Raw genomic sequence first — 17,186 nt, forward strand, 5'->3', positions numbered from 1 at the left:
ACGGTGCAGAGATGACGGTGCAGAGATGACGGTGCAGAGATGACGGTGCGGGCATGACGGTGGGCACGGCGGCGTCCGGGATCGGCGCGATGTGGGCGTGGGACAACCCCGTCCCGTCCGGGCAGGACGCGCGGGGGCGCGGGTACGCACCCGCGGAGCCCGCGGCGCTGGTGGCGTTCTGCGCGGAGCGCGGCCTGACCCGCGTGCACCTCGCGGCGCCGTGGGCGGCGGACGAGGGGCCGGTCGGCACGTGGTTCGCGGCGGCGGCTCGTGCGCTCGCCGACGCCGGCGTGGCGGTCACGGCGCTGGGGGGCGACGCGGGGTGGCTGGACCAGCCGGGGCTCGCGGCGACGTGGGCGGGCGCGGCGCTGCGCTCGGCCGGCCCGGCGCTGGTGGGCGTCCAGCTGGACGTCGAGCCGTGGGCGCTGCCGGGGTGGTCCGACGACGTCCCGGGGGGCTCCCGACGCTGGCTCGCCGTGCTCGACGCCGTGGCGGCCTCGCTCCCGGCGGGCGTCGCGCTGGGGGTCGACGCACCGTGGTGGCTGACGACCGTCGCGGCCCCCGTGGGCGAGGGCTCGCTGCTCGACGCCGCGCTCGCACGGGTCGACGAGGTCGTCGTCGTGGCGTTCAGCGACCACGCGGACGGGCCCGACGGGATCGTCGCGCTCGCGGGGCCGGCGGTGGACCGGGTGCGCGCCGCGGGACGGACGTGGAGCGTGGGGGTCGAGACGGACACCCCCAAGGTCGCGGGGGGTGCGCAGTACACCTTCCACGACGAGGGCGCCGCGGTGCTCGAGCGCGAGGCGGCCCGGGCCGCGTCGGCGCTCGGCGGCGGGGCGTGCGTGTGCGTGGAGCACCACCGCGCCTGGCGTCGGCTGCTCGGGCTCGACGGGGTCGACGCGGCCGGGCAGCGGACCTAGCGTGAGCCCGTCGGCGGACGCCGACGCGGGAGGAGACATGGTGAGCGAGCTGCGGACGGTCGAGTCGGACGACGGCACGACGATCGCGTACGAACGCGCGGGCAGCGGACCCGTCGTGGTCTTCCTCGCGGGTGCGTTCAACACCCGCGGGACGTGCGCCGAGCTCGCCGGCCTGCTGACCGACGACTTCACCACGGTGCTGGTGGACCGTCGTGGCCGCGGGGACAGCACCGACGCCCTGGCGCCGGCCGACGTCGGCTCCTACCGCGTCGACCTCGAGGTGGCGGACCTCGACGCGGTGCTCGCGGCCGAGGGTGGCCGCGCCGCCGTGTTCGGCTTCTCGTCGGGCGGCACGCTCGCGCTGCACGCCGCCGCCGCGGGGTCGGCGATCTCGGGCCTGGTGCTGTACGAGGCGCCGTTCGCGCTCGCCGGCCTGCCGGCGGCCCCCGCGGACGCCCCGCAGCGCCTGGCCGCGCTGGTCGCCGAGGGCCGACGCGGCGACGCCGTCGAGCTCATGCAGCGGGAGGTCATCGGACTCCCTCCCGCGATGGTGGAGCAGGCGCGGCAGTCGCCGATGTGGGCGGCGCTCGAGGCGATCGCCCCGACGGTCGTGTACGACGCGACGATCACGCACGCGCCGAACGTGCCGACGCCGGCGATGCGAGCGCTCGACGTGCCGACGCTCGTCGTGTGCGGGCAGGACACGTGGCCGGCCCTGCGCGCGTCCGGGGTCGCCCTCGCGGACGAGCTGGCGAGGGCGTCGTACGCCGAGGTGGCCGGCGGGGCGGGCCACGGCATCGCCGCCGAGGCCACCGCGGCGCTCCTGCGGGAGCGCCTGCGCCCGGAGCCGAGCAGCGGTGTGAGCCGCCCCTGAGCGACGCCTCGGACGACGCGCGAGGCGGCCCCCACGGGCGCCGGGCACGACGAAGCCCGCAGCAGCTGCTGCGGGCTTCGTCGTGCGGCCGGGTGAGAACCCGGCGGGGGAGCGGGGTCGGTCAGCGGAAGGCGTCCTTGACGTCGTCCTTCGCGTCGCCGAGCTTGTCGCCGGCCTGCTTGACGTTGGCGCTGGTCTGGTCCGCCTGGCCCTCGGCCTGGAGACGCTCGTCGTCCGTGGCCTTGCCGACGCCCTCCTTGACCTTGCCCTTGAGCTCCTCGGCACCGTGCTCGATCTTGTCCCCGACGCCCATGGCGATCTCCTCTCGTCGACGACCATGCGCAGGTCATGGCATGGCCAGCAGTGCACCAGGCGAGGTTCATGTCCTCGTCGTCCGGCCCTTCGAAACTATCCCCGTGCCGACCCGCCCGCACGTCGAGCGGTCCGACGCCGGGGGTCGGCGCGCGCGTCAGCCCGCGGCGCTCCCGGCCGCCGCGACCGCGTCGACGACGGCCCGGTCGAACGCCGGCAGGTCGTCGGGGGTGCGGCTGGAGACCAGGGTGCCGTCGACGACGACCTCCTCGTCGACCCACTGCGCACCCGCGTTGCGCAGGTCCGTCTGCAGCGACGGGTAGCTGGTGATCCGCCGGCCGTCGACGGCGCCCGCCTCGACCAGGATCCACGCGCCGTGGCAGATGACGCCGACGGGCTTGCCCGCCTCGACGAAGCCGCGGACGAACGCCACGGAGTCCTGGTCGGTGCGCAGGTGGTCGGCGTTGACGACGCCGCCGGGCAGGACGAGGGCGTCGTAGTCGTCGGCGGACGCCGTTGCCGCCGGCACGTCCACGGGCTGCTGGTGCCCGTTCTTGCCGGTGATCGTCGCATCGGCGGGGGAGACGAGCGAGGCCCGGGCTCCGGCGTCGATGACGGCCGACCACGGGCTCGTGAGCTCGCTGTCCTCGAAGCCGTCAGTGAGCAGGAAGGCGACGGTGCGACCGTCGAGCGTGGCAGTCATGGGGACCTCCTCGGGTGGGGTCCGGCCAGGCTAGGCACGCGGGTGCCGTCCCCGCGCGGCGAGCGCGGCTCAGTCCGGCGGAGCCGGCCGCTCGGTCGGGTCGACGGGCCGCTCGACGAGGTAGGTGTGACCACCCGGGTCGGTCACGCGCACGAACTCGGTGCGCAACGCCTCGTCGCGGGCCCGCTCGCCCGCGCTCGCAGGCCGGACGGGCGCGGTGACGTCACCGAGCTGTGGTGGTCCGACGAGGTGGCGCGCGAGCCACGCGGTCATGTCCAGGCGTTCGTCGGCGCTGCGGGCCACGGCGTCTCCTCCAGGTCGTTAGTGCCCACACTATCAGCGGGCGAATGGTTCCGTACCATGGTCCTCATGACGGCGGTGACGCAGGAGTCGGACGGGACGGCCGACGAGCCGGGCGAGGACCCCCTCGCGCTCGAGGCGCAGGTCTGCCTGGCGCTGTCCGCGGCCGCGCGGGCGCTCGTCGGGACGTACCGGACGCTGCTCGAGCCCCTGGGCCTCACCCACCCGCAGTACCTCGCCATGCTTGCGCTCTGGCAGGACGGGCCGCTCTCGCTCGCCGGCCTGGCGAGCCGGCTGCACCTCGAGCCCGCCACCGCGTCCCCCCTGGTCAAGCGGCTGGAGGCCCGCGGCCTGGTGGCGCGGCGCCCCGACGAGCACGACGAGCGCGCGCTCGTGATCGAGCTCACGCCGGCCGGCGTGGCGATGCGCGAGCGCGCCGTCGGCATCCCCGCGGCGATGGTGCAGCGGCTGGAGCTCGACGTGGCGGACGTGGCGCACGTGCGCGACGCGGCGCAGCTGATGCTCGACGCGTGCGAGCGGGCGGGCTGAGCGGACGCACGGAACGTCCTGTTCGTCCGGTTGTCCCTCGCTCGTCACCCGCTGATCGGCTCCGGTCCACCCCGGTCCGGTGTGCTCGCCCCGGCGCGTTCCGTCGCCACACGACGAGCACAGGGAGTCTTCGATGCGGACACGCATCCTGCGTCCGGTCGCCGCGGTCACCGCGGCGCTCGCGCTCACGGCCGGCGCCGCGGCCGGGTGGGCCGTCACCTCCGACCTGACAGGCCACGGCGACGCGCGCCGGCTGTCCGGCGACCAGACCGCCACGGTCCGCCAGGCGCTGCAGAGCGGCCCGGCCCGCAACGTGATCCTGCTGATCGGCGACGGCATGGGCGACTCGGAGATCACGGTCGCCCGCAACTACGCGCTCGGCGCGGCCGGACGCTTCGCGGGCATCGACGCCCTGCCCCTCACGGGCCAGTACACGACGTACGCGCTCGACAGGGCGGACGGGCTGCCGGACTACGTGACGGACTCGGCCGCCTCGGGCTCCGCCTGGGCCACCGGCACCAAGACCTACAACGGCGCGATCTCCGTCGACGTCGACGGCGTGCCGCAGCGCTCGATCCTCGAGGTCGCGCGCGCCAACGGCCTGCGGACGGGGAACGTCACGACCGCCGAGGTGCAGGACGCGACACCCGCCGTGCTGGGCGCGCACGTGACCAGCCGGTCCTGCTACGGCCCGGTCGTGACGAGCACCACGTGCCCGACGAACGCGCTCGAGAACGGCGGCCTCGGTTCGATCAGCGAGCAGCTCATCGCGACGCGCGCGGACGTGACCCTCGGCGGCGGCGCGAAGAGCTTCGGTGAGACCGCGAAGGCGGGGGCCTGGAGCGGGCAGACGCTGCTCGAGCAGGCCACCGACCGCGGCTACCAGGTGGTGACCGACGAGGCCGGTCTGACCAAGGTCCGCTCCGCCGACCAGCGCCGGCCGGTGCTGGGCCTCTTCGGCTCCGGCAACCTGCCGGTGCGCTGGCAGGGTCCGCTCGCGACGCACACCGGCGGCGCCGAGCCGGCCGTGCGGTGCACGCAGAACCCGGCGTACGGGTCGGCGCCCACGCTCGCCGAGATGACGACCAAGGCGATCTCGCTGCTCGACGACCAGGGGTCGCGCAAGGGCTTCTTCCTGCAGGTCGAGGGCGCGAGCATCGACAAGCAGGACCACGCCGCCAACCCGTGCGGCCAGATCGGCGAGACCGTCGACCTCGACGAGGCCGTGCAGGCCGCGCTCGCGTTCGCGAAGAAGGACAAGCACACGCTCGTCGTCGTCACGGCGGACCACGCCCACTCGAGCCAGATCGTCTACCCGGGCAGCACCACCCCGGGCCTGACCCGCACGCTGACGACGGCCGACGGCAAGCCGATGACCGTCGCCTACGGCACGTCGGAGGAGGGCGGCTCGCAGGCACACACCGGCAGCCAGCTGCGCGTCGCCGGCTACGGTCCCGGCGCCGCCAACGTCGTGGGCCTCACGGACCAGACGGACCTGTTCTTCACCATGCGTGACGCGCTGCGCCTGGACCCGGCCGCCCCGACGCCCGGCGCGCCGCAGATCCGGTCCGTCAACCTGTCCGACGACGCGGTCCTGCGCGGGAAGCAGACGGTCCGCGTGAAGCTCGCGGCGGAGCCCGACGAGACCGTGTTCACCCTGATCCAGGACGACGAGGTGGTCGCGACCTCGCGCCGCACCGGCACCACGCCGTCGATCACGCTCGACACCCGGCGCTACGACGACGGCCCGGCCGTGCTGCAGATCGTCGTCACGGGCCACGACGGCCTGACGACGTCCCGCTCGGTCCCGGTCACGATCACCAACCGCTGACCTCGGCACTGACCTCGGCACGGCGTCCGACGCGGACGCGCCCAGCACGCACCACGACGCCCGGCCCACGAGGGCCGGGCGTCGTCGCGCGTACGGGCGGCCTCAGCCGGCGGTCTGCGGCGTCCCGGGCTCGCCGTGCTCCCGACCCTGCCCCTGCTCGTCTGCGCCCCCGGTGCGGCGCCGGGCGGCACGACGCGCCGCGCGGCGCTCCTTGCGGCGCTCGCCGAGGACGTAGATGACCGGGACGATCACGAGGGTCAGCAGCGTCGAGGTGATGAGGCCGCCGATCACGACGACCGCGAGCGGCTGGGAGATGAACGCGCCGCCGCCGGTGATGCCGAACGCCATGGGCAGGAGCGCGAAGATCGTCGCCGCCGCGGTCATGACGATCGGCCGCAGACGCTTGCGCGCGCCCTCGGTCACGGCCTCCTCGAGCGCGCGTCCGCGCGCCCGGTACTGGTTGATCAGGTCGATCAGCACCACGGCGTTGGACACCACGATCCCGACGAGCATGAGCATGCCGATGAGCGCCGGGACGCCGAGCGGCGTCCCGGTGAGCAGCAGCCCCGCGAGGGCGCCGGTCGCGGCGAACGGGATCGAGACCAGCAGGATCAGCGGCTGCGCGAGCGAGCCGAACGTCGCGACCAGCACGATGTAGACGATCGCGATCGCGAGCACCAGGGCCAGCCCCAGGTCGGAGAACGCGTCGGCCTGGTCCGCCGCGACGCCCGCGACGGTGACGTCGGCGCCCGTCGGCAGGTCGAGCGCGTCCATCCGCTGCGTGAGGTCCGCGCTGAGCGAGCCGACGTCCTGGCTCGCGGGCGTCACCGAGACGGTGACGGTGCGCCGGCCGTCGGAGCGCGTGATCGACGCGGGGCTCCGGACCTCCTCGACGTCCGCGACGTCGTCGAGCGTGACGGTGCCGCCCGGACCCGTGAGGGGAACGGCACGCAGCTCCTCGACGCTCGCGGGGCCGTCCCCGAACGACGCGGTGACCGTGACGGGCGCGCCGTCCAGGTCGACGGTGCCGATCTCGGGGTCGGTCATCAGCCCGGCCACCGTGCCGGCCACCGCGGTCTCGGTCAGCCCCGCCGCGGCGGCCGCCTCACGGTCGACCGTCACCTGGATGACGGGCTGCTCGGTGGACTGCGAGCTGGCGACCGCCGAGGCGCCCGGCGCCTCGCGGGCCGCGTCCTCCACGGCCGTCGCGGCCTCGGCGAGCACGTCCGTGTCGTCCGCGGTCACGACGAGGTCGACCGTCGAGCTGCCGAACCCGGTCGCACCCGCGCTCACGTCGATCGCGGTCACGGGCTCCTCGACCAGCGCGTCGACCGTGCTGCGGACCTCGTCCGCCGCGGCGGTGCCGTCGGCGTCCTCGTCGAGCGTGAGGGCGAAGGTCGCGGACGTGCCGCCGCCGCTGAGGAACGCGGTCATGGCGTCGCCCGAGCCCACCGACGTCTGCACGGTCGCGACGTCGTCGAGGCCCATGAGCGCCTGCTCGATCGTGCGCGCGGAGCCGTCCTGCGCCTCGAGCGACGTGCCGGGCTCGAAGTCCGCCGTGACGGTCAGCGTGTCCTGGCCGGAGTCGCCGATGAGGTTGGTCTCGAGGTGCGGGACGAGCGCGACCGTGCCGGCCAGCACCGCCACCGCGACCCCGAGGGCGACGAAGGGACGCCGCAGCGACGCGCCGAGCACGGGGAGGTACGCGCGCTGCCACAGACCGCGGCGCTCCTTGGCCTCGGCGGCCTCCCGCGTGCGGCGGGCGGCCTCCAGGTCCTCGACCGCGGGCGCCTTGAGGAACCAGTACGCGAGCACCGGGACGATGGTCAGCGCGACGAAGAGGGACGCGCCCATCGCGATGGCGACGGTGAACGCGAACGGTCGGAACAGCTCGCCGACGAACCCGCCGACGAAGCCGATGGGGGCGAACACCGCGACGGTGGCCAGCGTGGAGGCCGTGATCGCCCCGCCGACCTCCTTCACCGCGCCGAGGACCGCCGCGCGGCGGTCCTCGCCGTACGTGAGGTGCCGCGAGATGTTCTCGATCACGACGATCGAGTCGTCGACCACGCGCCCGATCGCGATGGTGAGCGCGGCGAGCGTCAGCAGGTTCAGCGTGTAGCCGGTGAGGTTCATGACCGTGAACGCGACCAGGAGCGACAGCGGGATCGAGACCGCGGACACCGCGGTCGACCGCCAGGACGCCAGGAACAGCAGGATCACGACGACGGCGAACAGCAGGCCGAGCCCGCCCTCGGTCGCGAGGCCCTCGATCGACTCGGTGATGAAGGGCGCCTGGTCGAACACCACGGTGACGGTGACGTCCTGCGCGGCGAGCCGGTCCGCGACCTCGTCGAGCGCGGCCGTGACGTCGTCGGAGACCTCGACGACGTTGCCGTCCGGCGTCTTGGTGATCGCGACCGCGAGCGAGGGCTCGCCGTCGAGGCGGGAGAACGAGGTGGGCTCGGCGTCGCCGTCGACGACCTCGGCGACCGAGTCGAGGCGCACGACGTCGCCGGTCGACGTGGTCAGGGGGAGCGCGGCGAGCTCGTCGACGCTGGTCAGCGGCGTGCCCACCTGGACCGAGAGCGTCTGGTCGCCGTCGGTGACGGTGCCGGCCGGCACGCGCACGCCGTTGTCGTCGAGCACCGAGGTGACCGCCTCGGGCGTGAGGCCGGCGCCGACGAGGGCGGCCATGTCGACGTCGAGCGTGACCTGCCGCTCCGGCGCGCCCGTGACCGCGACCGAGCGCACGTCGTCGAGGTCCTCGAGCACCGGCACCAGCACGTCGTCCACCGCGGTCGCCAGGGCGGCCTCGTCGGACCCGCCGGAGACGGCGAGCTGCACCACCGGCAGGTCGTCGAGCGACCCGGCGACCACCTGGGGGTCCACCTCGTCGGGCAGCTGGCTCGAGGCCGACTCGACCGCTCCGCGCAGGTCGGCGACCGCCGTCGTGATGTTGGTGCCGTACTCGAACATGATCGTCGTCGCCGAGACGTTCGACGACGACGTCGAGGTCACCTGCTCGATGCCGTCGACGCCGAGCACCGCGCTCTCGACGACCTCGGTCACCTGCTGCTCGACGACCTCGGGGGAGGCGCCGGGGTAGACGCCGACGACGGCCGCGGCGGGGAACGAGATCGACGGGATCAGCTCCTGGCGCAGTCCGCCGAGGCTGACGACGCCGAGGACGGCGATGGCCACGGTGACGAGCGCGGTGAGCGCGCGATGGCCGAGCGAGAAGTGCGCGAGGCGGTGCACGGGGGCTCCAGGTGGTGGGGCGCGGGCGGGGTGTCGGGTGGTCGCGAGGTGCTCTCCGGCAGGAGAACGGCGGGCGGGTCGGCTCGGTTCCGGGCGGGGCGGGTCAGGCGCCCCGGGGGCGTGAGCGGGCCGACGAGTCGGCCCACCGGTGCGAGATGGCCACGACGTCGTCGTGCTCGAGCGGGCCGGGGAGCGCGGCGCGGCCGGGCCCCGCGCGCAGCCCGTCGAGGAACGCCGCGGTGTAGCGACGGTAGGCGTCGGGACGCACGTCCGCGGCGTGCTTGGCGAGCTCGGTGACCATCCACAGGAGGATGCCGACGTCGTTGCCGGTCGCACCCTCCCGCAGGTCGCCCTCGGCGCGGGCGCGCTCGAACAGGTCGTGCGTCAGGTCGGCGATGCCCTCGGCGATGTCGGGCCGCAGTGCGTCGGTGCCGCCGAGCGCGGCGTCGCGCACGCCCATGTTGTCGACCAGCAGCTCGGTCACGCGGGTGACGAGGAGGACCAGACCGTCCCAGGCGCGCGTGGCGGCCGCGGCCTCCTCGGCGACCGCGAGCACCTCCCGCAGGGGCTGCTCGAGCGCCGCCTCGATGAGCTCGTCGCGGTCCGCGAAGCGGCGGTACACGGTGCCGACCCCGACGCCCGCCCGGTGGGCGACCTCGTTGAAGCCGACGCCGAGGCCGTGCTCGGCGAACAGCTCCCGCGCCGCCGCGACGATGCGCGCGCGGTTGCGCTCGGCGTCGCGCCGCAGCGGGCTGCGGGGCGCCTCGTCGGGCTCGGTCATGCGCCCAGGGTAACCCGAAGCGGATACCTGGGATCAACATCACAGCGAGTCGGTGCCGACAACCGGATGACTGGAATCAACTTTGTGCCTACGATGCTCGGAGCGACGTCGCTCCCCACCCTCGACCTGCCCGGGCTCGCGTGCGTCCGCACGGCCCGGCCTGGAGGACTCAGTCATGGCAGAACTGCTCTACCGGCTCGGCCGGTTCTCGGCCCGGCGGGCCTCGTACGTCATCGTCGCCTGGGTGCTCGCGCTCGGCATCGCGGTGGGCGGGTTCCTCGCCTTCGGCGGGACGCTGAGCGAGAACATCACGATCCCGGGGACCAAGACCCAGGAGGTCACCGACCGGCTCGAGCAGGAGCTGCCGGCCGCGAGCGGGGCGACGGGCCGCGTGGTCTTCCAGACCGAGGACGGCTCCGCGCTGAGCGCCGACCAGCAGGCGGCGATCAGCGGCGCGCTGACGCAGGTCGGCGACGTCGACGGCGTGGTGCAGACCGTCGACCCGTTCGCGACCGAGCAGCAGCGCGCCGAGCAGGCCGCGCAGCTCGACGACGGTCAGCAGCAGGTCGAGGACGGGCGGGCCCAGCTCGACGCCGGCCAGACGCAGCTCGACGACGGGCAGGCGCAGCTCGACGCCGCGCAGGCGGACCTCGACGCGACCGTCGAGCAGGTCGGCGAGAACGCGCAGACGCAGGCCGCGCAGGAGCAGCTCGACGCGCAGCAGGCCGAGATCGACTCCCAGCAGGCCGAGCTCGACGAGAACCGCACGACGCTCGAGGCGCAGGCCACGCAGCTCGAGGACGGCCAGGCCCTGCTCGAGCAGGCCGCCGAGATCCGGATGGTCTCGACCGACGGCTCGACCGCGGTCGCCACGGTCGTGTTCTCCGAGCCGCAGCAGGAGATCGCGGACGCGACCAAGGACGCCGTGATCGCCACCGTGGACGGCGACCTCCCGGAGGGCGTCACGGCCGACTACTCGACCGAGATCGCCCAGGGCGCCATCTCGCTCGGCGGCGCGGCCGAGGCGATCGGCGTGCTCGTGGCCGCGATCGTGCTCGTCGTGATGCTCGGCACGCTCGTCGCCGCCGGGCTGCCGCTGCTGAACGCGCTCGTCGGCGTCGGCGTCGCGGCGGCCGGTGCCATGGCGTTCTCCGGTGCGGTCGAGATGACCTCGGTGACCCCGGTGCTGGGCGCGATGCTCGGGCTCGCCGTCGGCATCGACTACACGCTCTTCATCCTCAACCGGCACCGCCGTCAGCTGCGCGCCGGGATGGACGTGCACGAGTCCGTCGCGCTCGCCAACGGCACCTCGGGCAACGCGGTGGTGTTCGCCGGGACCACGGTGCTGATCGCGCTCCTCGGCCTCAACCTCACCGGCATCCCGTTCCTGGGCCTCATGGGCACGGTCGCGGCCGGCAGCATCCTGGTCGCGGTCCTCGTGGCGATCACGCTGACGCCGGCCATGCTCGGCCTCCTCGGCCGGCGCATCCTGCCGCGTCGGCAGCGGGAGGTCGTCGCCGCGCACCACGAGCACGTCGCGGTCGCGCCGATGCGGACCGGCCGTGCGTGGCTCAGCATCGTGATCGGCATCGGGGTCCTCGTCGTGATCGCGCTGCCGTACGGCTCCCTGAGGCTGGGCCTGCCCACGGGCTCGTCGGAGCCGGCGGACTCCACGCAGTTCCAGGCGTACGACAAGGTGTCCCAGGCCTTCGGCGAGGGCGTCAACGGCCCGCTCGTCGTCGTGGCCGACCTGACCGACGGCGTGAGCGAGGACGAGCTCGCCGCCACCCAGGCGCAGATCGGCGGCCAGCTCTTCGCGCAGGACGACGTCGTGGCGGTCGCCCCGGTCGGGACCAACGAGGACCGCAGCGTGCTGGTGTTCCAGGTGATCCCGGCGGAGGGGCCGGACAGCGAGTCGACCACGGAGCTGGTGCACGAGCTGCGCGCGCTCGAGGTCGACGGTGGTGAGGGCACCTTCGCGGTGGCCGGCAGCGCCAGCGCGAACATCGACATCTCCGAGAAGCTGGCCGACGCGCTCCCGGTGTACCTCGTCGTGGTGATCGGGCTGTCGCTGGTGATCCTCGTCGCGGTGTTCCGCTCGCTGCTGGTGCCGATCGTCGCCACCGGCGGGTTCGTCCTCTCGCTGTTCGCGTCGATGGGCGCGGTCACCGCGGTCTACCAGTGGGGCTGGCTCAGCGACCTGTTCGGCGTCACCAACCCGGGCCCGGTGCTGAGCTTCCTGCCGACCCTGCTCGTCGGCATCCTGTTCGGCCTCGCGATGGACTACCAGCTGTTCCTGACCTCCGGCATGCGGGAGGCGTACGCGCACGGCTCGCCGTCGCGGCGCGCGGTCATGGAGGGCCTGCACGCGGGCCGGGCCGTGGTCACCGCCGCGGCGATCATCATGATCTCGGTGTTCGGCGGGTTCATGTTCTCTCACCTGGCGACCATCCGGCCGCTCGGCTTCGCCCTCGCGATCGGGGTGCTCCTCGACGCGTTCCTGGTGCGCATGCTGATCATGCCCGCCGTGCTGCACCTGGCCGGCGACGGGGCGTGGTGGCTGCCGCGCTGGCTCGACCGGATCATCCCGGACATCGACGTCGAGGGCGCCAAGCTCGAGCGGCGTCACCCGGGCACGCCGGGCGCCGAGCCGCGCGAGGTGCCGGCCGAGGCCTGACGCCCGGCCGCTGCCGACGGCAGCACGCGGGGCGACCCGCCGGGGTCCGGCTCAGTGGCGCGTGAGAGCCGGGTCCCAGCGGTCGTACCCGGGCCGCAGCCGCACGACGCGCTCGGCGCCCGTGCGCACCTCGTCGGGCCGCACCACGTCGGCGTCGGCGACGTCGGGCCACAGGACCAGGAACGTGCCCCGGTGCCGCCGCCGCAGCCAGTGCGCGAGCAGTGCCGGGGCGGTCTCGTCGGTCCGCTCGTAGCCCAGGAACGACGTCCCGGTCCGCGGGCTGACGAGCAGGCCGTGAAGGCGGGGCGCCTCCAGGAGCCCGTCGAGCGGTCCGTCGAGCACCAGGCGCACGTCGACGACGAAGCCGAGCCGGCGCCCGTCGGCGTCGACCACGACCGCGTCCAGCAGGTCACTCAGGATCATGGCGACCCCCGGGGATCCGGCCGATCACGTGGTCCCGCAGCCACCGCTCGACCCACAGGACGTCGAGGCCCTCGCCGTGCACGCCGAGGCGCAGGACGGTCCCGACGTCCGTGACGTGCGCCCAGCGCACCCGGTGCCACCGGTCCCGGGGCGGGCGGCCGCCGAAGATGCGGGTCGCGAGCACGGGCCCGGAGAGCAGGTTCGTCGCGACCAGGTCCGGCGACCCCTCGAACGGCGGGGCGAGCTCGACGTCGTCGACCGTCGCGACCGGCACCTCGTCGACGTCGACGAGCTGGCGGTCCAGCAGGTGCAGCCGGGCGTCGAGCACGCGGCCGGCGGGTCGGGGCGGGACGGGCAGCTGCTCGTCGGGCGGGAAGGGCGGGTCGCGGCGGCGCAGTCGTGGGCTCACTGTCCTGCTCCCGTCGCGATCATGAGGGGGATGGCCGCAACCGAGGCCACGACGATGATGCCGAGGTAGACCAGGCCCAGCCCGTTGGTGACCCGGCCGTTGACGTGCTCGCCCATGTACTCGCGGTCGTTCGCCACGACGAGGATCGGCAGGTAGGTGAGCGGCAGCGCGATGGCCGAGAAGACCACCGAGTACTCGGTCACGGCGATCGGGTCGACGTTCGTCAGCAGCACCAGCGTGCCGAGCACGACGACGACGAGCATCGACGTGTGGAACCGGGCGGCCTGCGCCGGCCGGCGGTACTTGCCCCAGGACCAGCCGAAGAACTGCGCGAGGGTGTAGCCGGTGGACAGCGCCGTCTCGAGCGCCGCGCCGAAGGTCGCGGCGACCACGCCGAGGATCACGACCGCCAGCGCGAGCTTGCCGCCGGCCATGGCGACGGGCAGCGTGATCTGGGAGAGCGACGTGACCTCGATGGCGCGCGGCAGGAGGACGACGGCGGCGCACGCCGCGATCGCGATCGAGAGCAGCCCGCCCAGGGGGAAGCCGACGAGCACGTTGATCCGCGACTGCGACAGGTCCTTCGCGGTCCACTTCTCCTCGCGGGCGCCCGACGAGAAGAAGAACACCTCGTAGGGCGTCATCGCCGCCCCGAACAGGGCGACCGCGTAGTACCAGTACGTCGTCCTCGCCTCGCCGGCCGGGACGCCCGGGTGCACCGCCTGGTCGACGAGGTCGCCCCAGTCGGGGCCGAGCAGGAACAGCGCGACCGCGAAGACGACGAGCGTCAGCCCCAGCAGCCCGGTGACGTTCTCCAGGATCGAGAACTTCACGCGCCACAGCACGAGCCACACGGCCAGCCCCGCGAACGGCACCCACAGGCGCCGCTCGACGCTGCTGGCGAGCTCGAGCGCGAGGGCGATGCCCCCGATCTCCGCCGTGAGCGTGAGGATCGTGACCGCGAACGACGCGATCAGGTTGGCGCCGCCCATGCGTGGGCCCAGGCGCTCGCGGATCACCTCGAACGTGGCCCGCCCGCTGACCGCGGCGACCCGGCCCGACATCTGCGCGAACAGGCAGATGCCGACCACGCCGACCAGCACGACCCACACCAGCGACGTGCCGAACCGCGCCCCGACGACCGCGTTGGTCACCAGGTCGCCGATGTCGACGAACCCGCCGATGGCGGTCAGCACGCCGAGCGCGACGCCGAGGACGCGCTTCATCTGCCGAGCTCCGTGGTGACCTGCTCGATCGCGTCGGCCGCGTCCTCGAGCGCGCCGCGCACCTGGGCCGTGGTGCTCGTGGACGTGCCGTTGACCCACGCGCGCGTGTCCGCGACGGCGGCGGTCGCGTCCGCGACGGCCGCCAGCCCGCGGTCCCGCGCCGGCTGGTGGGGCAGGTCCGGCATGTCGCGCGCCAGGGCGTCCTGCGCACCGCCGACGTCCCCGAGCGCGTCGGCCAGCGTGACGTCGGCGACGGGCGTCGTGGTCCGGTCCGTCTCGACGAGCAGCACGACGAGCTCGGCCACGGCGACCCCCGACGCCGCCTCGTCGAGCGCGGACGTCAACGTCTCGACCGTGCGCCGGTCGGTGGCCGAGGGCCCCCACGCGCAGCCGCCGAGGAGCAGCGCGGGGGCCAGGAGCGCCGCGGCGCCGCGGCACGCGTCCGACCTGCGAAGGAGCGGCATGCGGGCCATCCTGGCCCCGGTGCCGCACCCTCGCACGTCGAGGTCGTCGCCCGGTGTCAGAACACCGGTTTGCCGCCCGTCACGCCGAGCACGGTGCCGGACACGTACGAGCCGGTGGTCGACGACGCGAGGAACACGAACGCCGGGGCCACCTCGGCGGGCTGGCCCGCGCGGCCCAGCGGCGTGTCCTGGCCGAACGACGCGACCTTCTCCGCGGGCTGCGTCGCCGGCTGCAGCGGGGTCCAGATGGGGCCGGGCGCCACGGCGTTCACCCGGATCCCCCGCGGGCCCAGCTCGGCGGCCAGGTTGACGGTGATGTTGTTGATCGCGGCCTTGGTGGACGCGTAGTCGACCAGGGCGCTCGACGGCTGGTACGCCTGGATCGACGAGCAGTTGACGATCGCGGAGCCCTCGCCCAGGTGCGGCAGCGCCTCCTGGGTGACCCAGTGCAGCGCGTACAGGTTGGTGCGCATGACGCGGTCGAGGTCGTCGGTCGTGACGTCCTCGAACGAGTCGCGGCGCGCCATCTGGTACCCAGCGTTGTTCACCAGCACGTCGAGCCCGTCGAGCCCCTCCACGGCCGTGCGGACGGCTCCGCGCGCGGTGTCCTCGTCGCGCAGGTCGCCCGGGACGAGCACGCACGTGCGCCCGGCCTCACGCACCCAGCGCGCGGTCTCGTCGGCGTCCTCCTGCTCCTCGGCGAGGTACCCGATCGCGACGTCCGCGCCCTCGCGCGCGAACGCGATGGCGACCGCGCGGCCGATGCCGGAGTCCCCGCCGGTGACGAGCGCCCGGCGCCCCTCGAGCAGCCCGTGGCCGCGGTAGCTCTGCTCGCCGTGGTCGGGCCGGGGCTGCATCGGCTCCGTCAGGCCGGGGGGCTCCTGCTGCTGTGCGGGTCGGTCCTGGTCGGTCATGGTCGCTCCCGTCCACGCGGCGCTCGGCGCTCACGGGCCGCGTCCTGACCCCCGGCGTCCACGGGCCGGTGCTCGCTCCGCGGCCCACCGCGTGCCTCCACGCTAGGCAGGGCCGCCGAGTCCGGCACGCCGGGCGGACCGGCGCGTGCGGCGCGGTCAGCCGCGCTCGCCCGCCGCCGGTGCGCCGATGGTCGCGAGGTCGCCGTCCGGCTGCCCGTCGTCGTTCATGTCCGACGAGCGCGCGCGCCGCGCGTCCAGCCGGAGCGTCACGCCGGCGCCCGTGGCCGCCGCCAACGAGGCGAGCAGCACCGCCACCTTGGCGCCCGCCGTGTGCGTGCCGTCCGGGAAGGAGAGCTCGGCGATCAGCAGCGAGACGGTGAAGCCGATGCCGGCCAGGAGGCCCACCGGCAGCAGGTCGCGCAGGCCGAGGCCCGCGGGCAGACGCAGCCGGGTGAACCGGGTCAGCAGCGCCGTCACGCCCAGGACGCCGACGACCTTGCCGACGACGAGGCCGGCGACGATCGCCGGCACCACCGCCTGCGCCAGGACGGCTCCGGGTCCGCCGCCGCCGACCACGGTGACGCCCGCCGCGAAGAACGCGAACACGGGCAGGGCCAGGCCGGAGGACCACGGCCGCCACGCGTGCTCGAACGTCACCGTGCGCGGTGCGGTCTCCCCGCGCACCGCCGTCGCGGGCACGACGAGGCCCAGCGCGACGCCCGCGATGGTGGCGTGCACCCCGGACGCGTGCATGAGCACCCAGGTCGCGACCCCGACGGGGACGAGCAGGACGTACGCCGCGCGCCGCCGCCGCACCAGGACGGCGAACACCGCCACCCCGACCAGGGCCGCGGCGAGGTACGCGAGGTGGAGGGTGTCGGTGTAGAACACCGCGATGACGACGATCGCGAGCAGGTCGTCGACCACCGCCAGCGTGAGCAGGAACGTCCGCAGCGCGACCGGGAGACCGCGTCCGAGGACGGCCAGCACGGCGAGGGCGAACGCGATGTCGGTCGCCGTGGGGATCGCCCACCCGTCCAGCGCGGTGGGGTCGCCGGCCGTCGAGACGACCGCGACGTACACGACCGCCGGGACCACCATGCCGCCCACCGCGGCGAGCGCGGGGACGGCCGCGTGCCGCACGTCGCGCAGGCTGCCGTTGACGAGCTCCTGCTTGAGCTCGAGCCCGACGAGGAAGAAGAAGACCGCGAGGAGGCCGTCCGCGGCCCACGTCGCGAGGCTGAGGTCCAGGTGCCAGGCGGCGGGCCCGACGACGGTGGTGGAGAGGGCGGCGTACGACTCGCGCCAGGGCGAGTTGGCCCAGACCAGCGCGGCCGCGGCGGCCAGCAGCAGCAGGATGCCACCGGTGCTCTCGGCCGAGACCCAGCGGGCGAGGCGGGCGCCGGGGCGCAGGGAAGGGCGCTGGGAAGGGCGCTGGGAAGGGCGCTGGGAAGGGCGCAGGGGAGCGGGGTACGTCATGGATGGGGACTCCGGTCGGGATCGGGCTCCCGGCGGGGTCGCCGACGAGCCGCCGACCAGGCT

The 17,186-nt window shown here is 74.5% G+C and carries 16 protein-coding genes; 5 read left to right on the forward strand and 11 right to left on the reverse strand.

Annotated features, from left to right (window positions below):
- Positions 1-53: 53 nt before the first annotated feature.
- The gene (locus KIN34_RS09350) at positions 54-920 is read left to right on the forward strand and encodes a hypothetical protein (RefSeq protein WP_214349604.1); all 867 of its coding nucleotides are present in this window, start codon (positions 54-56) and stop codon (positions 918-920) included.
- Positions 921-960: 40 nt separating this feature from the next.
- Positions 961-1,794 carry an alpha/beta fold hydrolase gene (locus KIN34_RS09355; protein WP_214349605.1) on the forward strand — a complete coding sequence of 278 codons (834 nt, stop codon included), beginning with the start codon at positions 961-963 and terminating at the stop codon, positions 1,792-1,794.
- A 121-nt stretch (positions 1,795-1,915) separates the two neighbouring features.
- On the opposite strand, the gene KIN34_RS09360 is transcribed toward KIN34_RS09355, so the two are convergent.
- The 3 genes from KIN34_RS09360 to KIN34_RS09370 form a co-directional block, all read right to left on the reverse strand.
- The gene (locus KIN34_RS09360; RefSeq protein WP_214349608.1) at positions 1,916-2,107 is read right to left on the reverse strand and encodes a CsbD family protein; all 192 of its coding nucleotides are present in this window, start codon (positions 2,105-2,107) and stop codon (positions 1,916-1,918) included.
- A gap of 156 nt (positions 2,108-2,263) precedes the next feature.
- Positions 2,264-2,809, reverse strand: a complete 546-nt coding sequence (locus KIN34_RS09365) for a type 1 glutamine amidotransferase domain-containing protein (protein ID WP_214349611.1) — start codon at positions 2,807-2,809, stop codon at positions 2,264-2,266.
- Positions 2,810-2,878: 69 nt separating this feature from the next.
- The gene (locus tag KIN34_RS09370; protein WP_214349614.1) at positions 2,879-3,112 is read right to left on the reverse strand and encodes a hypothetical protein; all 234 of its coding nucleotides are present in this window, start codon (positions 3,110-3,112) and stop codon (positions 2,879-2,881) included.
- 66 nt (positions 3,113-3,178) lie between these two features.
- Here KIN34_RS09370 and KIN34_RS09375 point away from each other — a divergent pair, with 66 nt between their 5' ends.
- Positions 3,179-3,658 carry a MarR family winged helix-turn-helix transcriptional regulator gene (locus KIN34_RS09375; protein WP_214349617.1) on the forward strand — a complete coding sequence of 160 codons (480 nt, stop codon included), beginning with the start codon at positions 3,179-3,181 and terminating at the stop codon, positions 3,656-3,658.
- A 133-nt stretch (positions 3,659-3,791) separates the two neighbouring features.
- The gene (gene phoA / locus KIN34_RS09380; RefSeq protein WP_214349620.1) at positions 3,792-5,489 is read left to right on the forward strand and encodes an alkaline phosphatase; all 1,698 of its coding nucleotides are present in this window, start codon (positions 3,792-3,794) and stop codon (positions 5,487-5,489) included.
- 102 nt (positions 5,490-5,591) lie between these two features.
- Here the strand turns inward: phoA and KIN34_RS09385 are convergent, their stop codons facing one another.
- Positions 5,592-8,750, reverse strand: a complete 3,159-nt coding sequence (locus KIN34_RS09385) for an efflux RND transporter permease subunit (protein ID WP_214349623.1) — start codon at positions 8,748-8,750, stop codon at positions 5,592-5,594.
- Positions 8,751-8,853: 103 nt separating this feature from the next.
- Positions 8,854-9,531: a TetR/AcrR family transcriptional regulator gene (locus KIN34_RS09390; protein ID WP_214349626.1), complete on the reverse strand. Its 678-nt coding sequence runs from the start codon at positions 9,529-9,531 to the stop codon at positions 8,854-8,856.
- Between the two features lie 175 nt (positions 9,532-9,706).
- Here KIN34_RS09390 and KIN34_RS09395 point away from each other — a divergent pair, with 175 nt between their 5' ends.
- A complete protein-coding gene (locus KIN34_RS09395; protein ID WP_214349629.1) occupies positions 9,707-12,208 on the forward strand; it encodes an MMPL family transporter in 2,502 nt (833 codons plus the stop codon).
- 51 nt (positions 12,209-12,259) lie between these two features.
- On the opposite strand, the gene KIN34_RS09400 is transcribed toward KIN34_RS09395, so the two are convergent.
- From KIN34_RS09400 to nhaA, 6 genes are all read right to left on the reverse strand, one after another.
- Positions 12,260-12,631: a PRC-barrel domain-containing protein gene (locus KIN34_RS09400; protein ID WP_214349632.1), complete on the reverse strand. Its 372-nt coding sequence runs from the start codon at positions 12,629-12,631 to the stop codon at positions 12,260-12,262.
- The gene (locus KIN34_RS09405; protein ID WP_307858167.1) at positions 12,618-13,040 is read right to left on the reverse strand and encodes a hypothetical protein; all 423 of its coding nucleotides are present in this window, start codon (positions 13,038-13,040) and stop codon (positions 12,618-12,620) included. The genes KIN34_RS09400 and KIN34_RS09405 overlap by 14 nt, the downstream gene beginning before the upstream one ends.
- Positions 13,037-14,266 carry an NRAMP family divalent metal transporter gene (locus KIN34_RS09410; RefSeq protein ID WP_214349634.1) on the reverse strand — a complete coding sequence of 410 codons (1,230 nt, stop codon included), beginning with the start codon at positions 14,264-14,266 and terminating at the stop codon, positions 13,037-13,039. Before KIN34_RS09410 ends, KIN34_RS09405 begins: the two co-directional genes overlap by 4 nt.
- Positions 14,263-14,730 (reverse strand): hypothetical protein, encoded by a 468-nt coding sequence (locus KIN34_RS09415; protein ID WP_214349636.1) that lies wholly within the window; start codon positions 14,728-14,730, stop codon positions 14,263-14,265. Before KIN34_RS09415 ends, KIN34_RS09410 begins: the two co-directional genes overlap by 4 nt.
- A 56-nt stretch (positions 14,731-14,786) precedes the next feature.
- Complete coding sequence (locus KIN34_RS09420; RefSeq protein WP_214349639.1) at positions 14,787-15,644, reverse strand: SDR family oxidoreductase; 858 nt, start codon at positions 15,642-15,644, stop codon at positions 14,787-14,789.
- A 156-nt stretch (positions 15,645-15,800) separates the two neighbouring features.
- The gene (gene nhaA, locus KIN34_RS09425) at positions 15,801-17,123 is read right to left on the reverse strand and encodes a Na+/H+ antiporter NhaA (protein ID WP_214349642.1); all 1,323 of its coding nucleotides are present in this window, start codon (positions 17,121-17,123) and stop codon (positions 15,801-15,803) included.
- Between the last annotated feature and the right edge of the window lie 63 nt (positions 17,124-17,186).

This window comes from Cellulomonas fulva (assembly GCF_018531375.1).
Taxonomy (GTDB): domain Bacteria; phylum Actinomycetota; class Actinomycetes; order Actinomycetales; family Cellulomonadaceae; genus Cellulomonas; species Cellulomonas fulva.

Bases quoted from the DNA above. Each gene is read 5' to 3' on its own strand.
- KIN34_RS09390 (WP_214349626.1), bottom strand. From the start codon at position 9,531: ATGACCGAGCCCGACGAGGCGCCCCGCAGCCCGCTGCGGCGCGACGCC.
- KIN34_RS09375 (WP_214349617.1), top strand. From the start codon at position 3,179: ATGACGGCGGTGACGCAGGAGTCGGACGGGACGGCCGACGAGCCGGGC.
- KIN34_RS09350 (WP_214349604.1), top strand. From the start codon at position 54: ATGACGGTGGGCACGGCGGCGTCCGGGATCGGCGCGATGTGGGCGTGG.
- KIN34_RS09365 (WP_214349611.1), bottom strand. From the start codon at position 2,809: ATGACTGCCACGCTCGACGGTCGCACCGTCGCCTTCCTGCTCACTGAC.
- nhaA (WP_214349642.1), bottom strand. From the start codon at position 17,123: ATGACGTACCCCGCTCCCCTGCGCCCTTCCCAGCGCCCTTCCCAGCGC.
- KIN34_RS09420 (WP_214349639.1), bottom strand. From the start codon at position 15,644: ATGACCGACCAGGACCGACCCGCACAGCAGCAGGAGCCCCCCGGCCTG.
- KIN34_RS09400 (WP_214349632.1), bottom strand. From the start codon at position 12,631: ATGATCCTGAGTGACCTGCTGGACGCGGTCGTGGTCGACGCCGACGGG.
- phoA (WP_214349620.1), top strand. From the start codon at position 3,792: ATGCGGACACGCATCCTGCGTCCGGTCGCCGCGGTCACCGCGGCGCTC.
- KIN34_RS09395 (WP_214349629.1), top strand. From the start codon at position 9,707: ATGGCAGAACTGCTCTACCGGCTCGGCCGGTTCTCGGCCCGGCGGGCC.
- KIN34_RS09360 (WP_214349608.1), bottom strand. From the start codon at position 2,107: ATGGGCGTCGGGGACAAGATCGAGCACGGTGCCGAGGAGCTCAAGGGC.
- KIN34_RS09415 (WP_214349636.1), bottom strand. From the start codon at position 14,730: ATGCCGCTCCTTCGCAGGTCGGACGCGTGCCGCGGCGCCGCGGCGCTC.
- KIN34_RS09410 (WP_214349634.1), bottom strand. From the start codon at position 14,266: ATGAAGCGCGTCCTCGGCGTCGCGCTCGGCGTGCTGACCGCCATCGGC.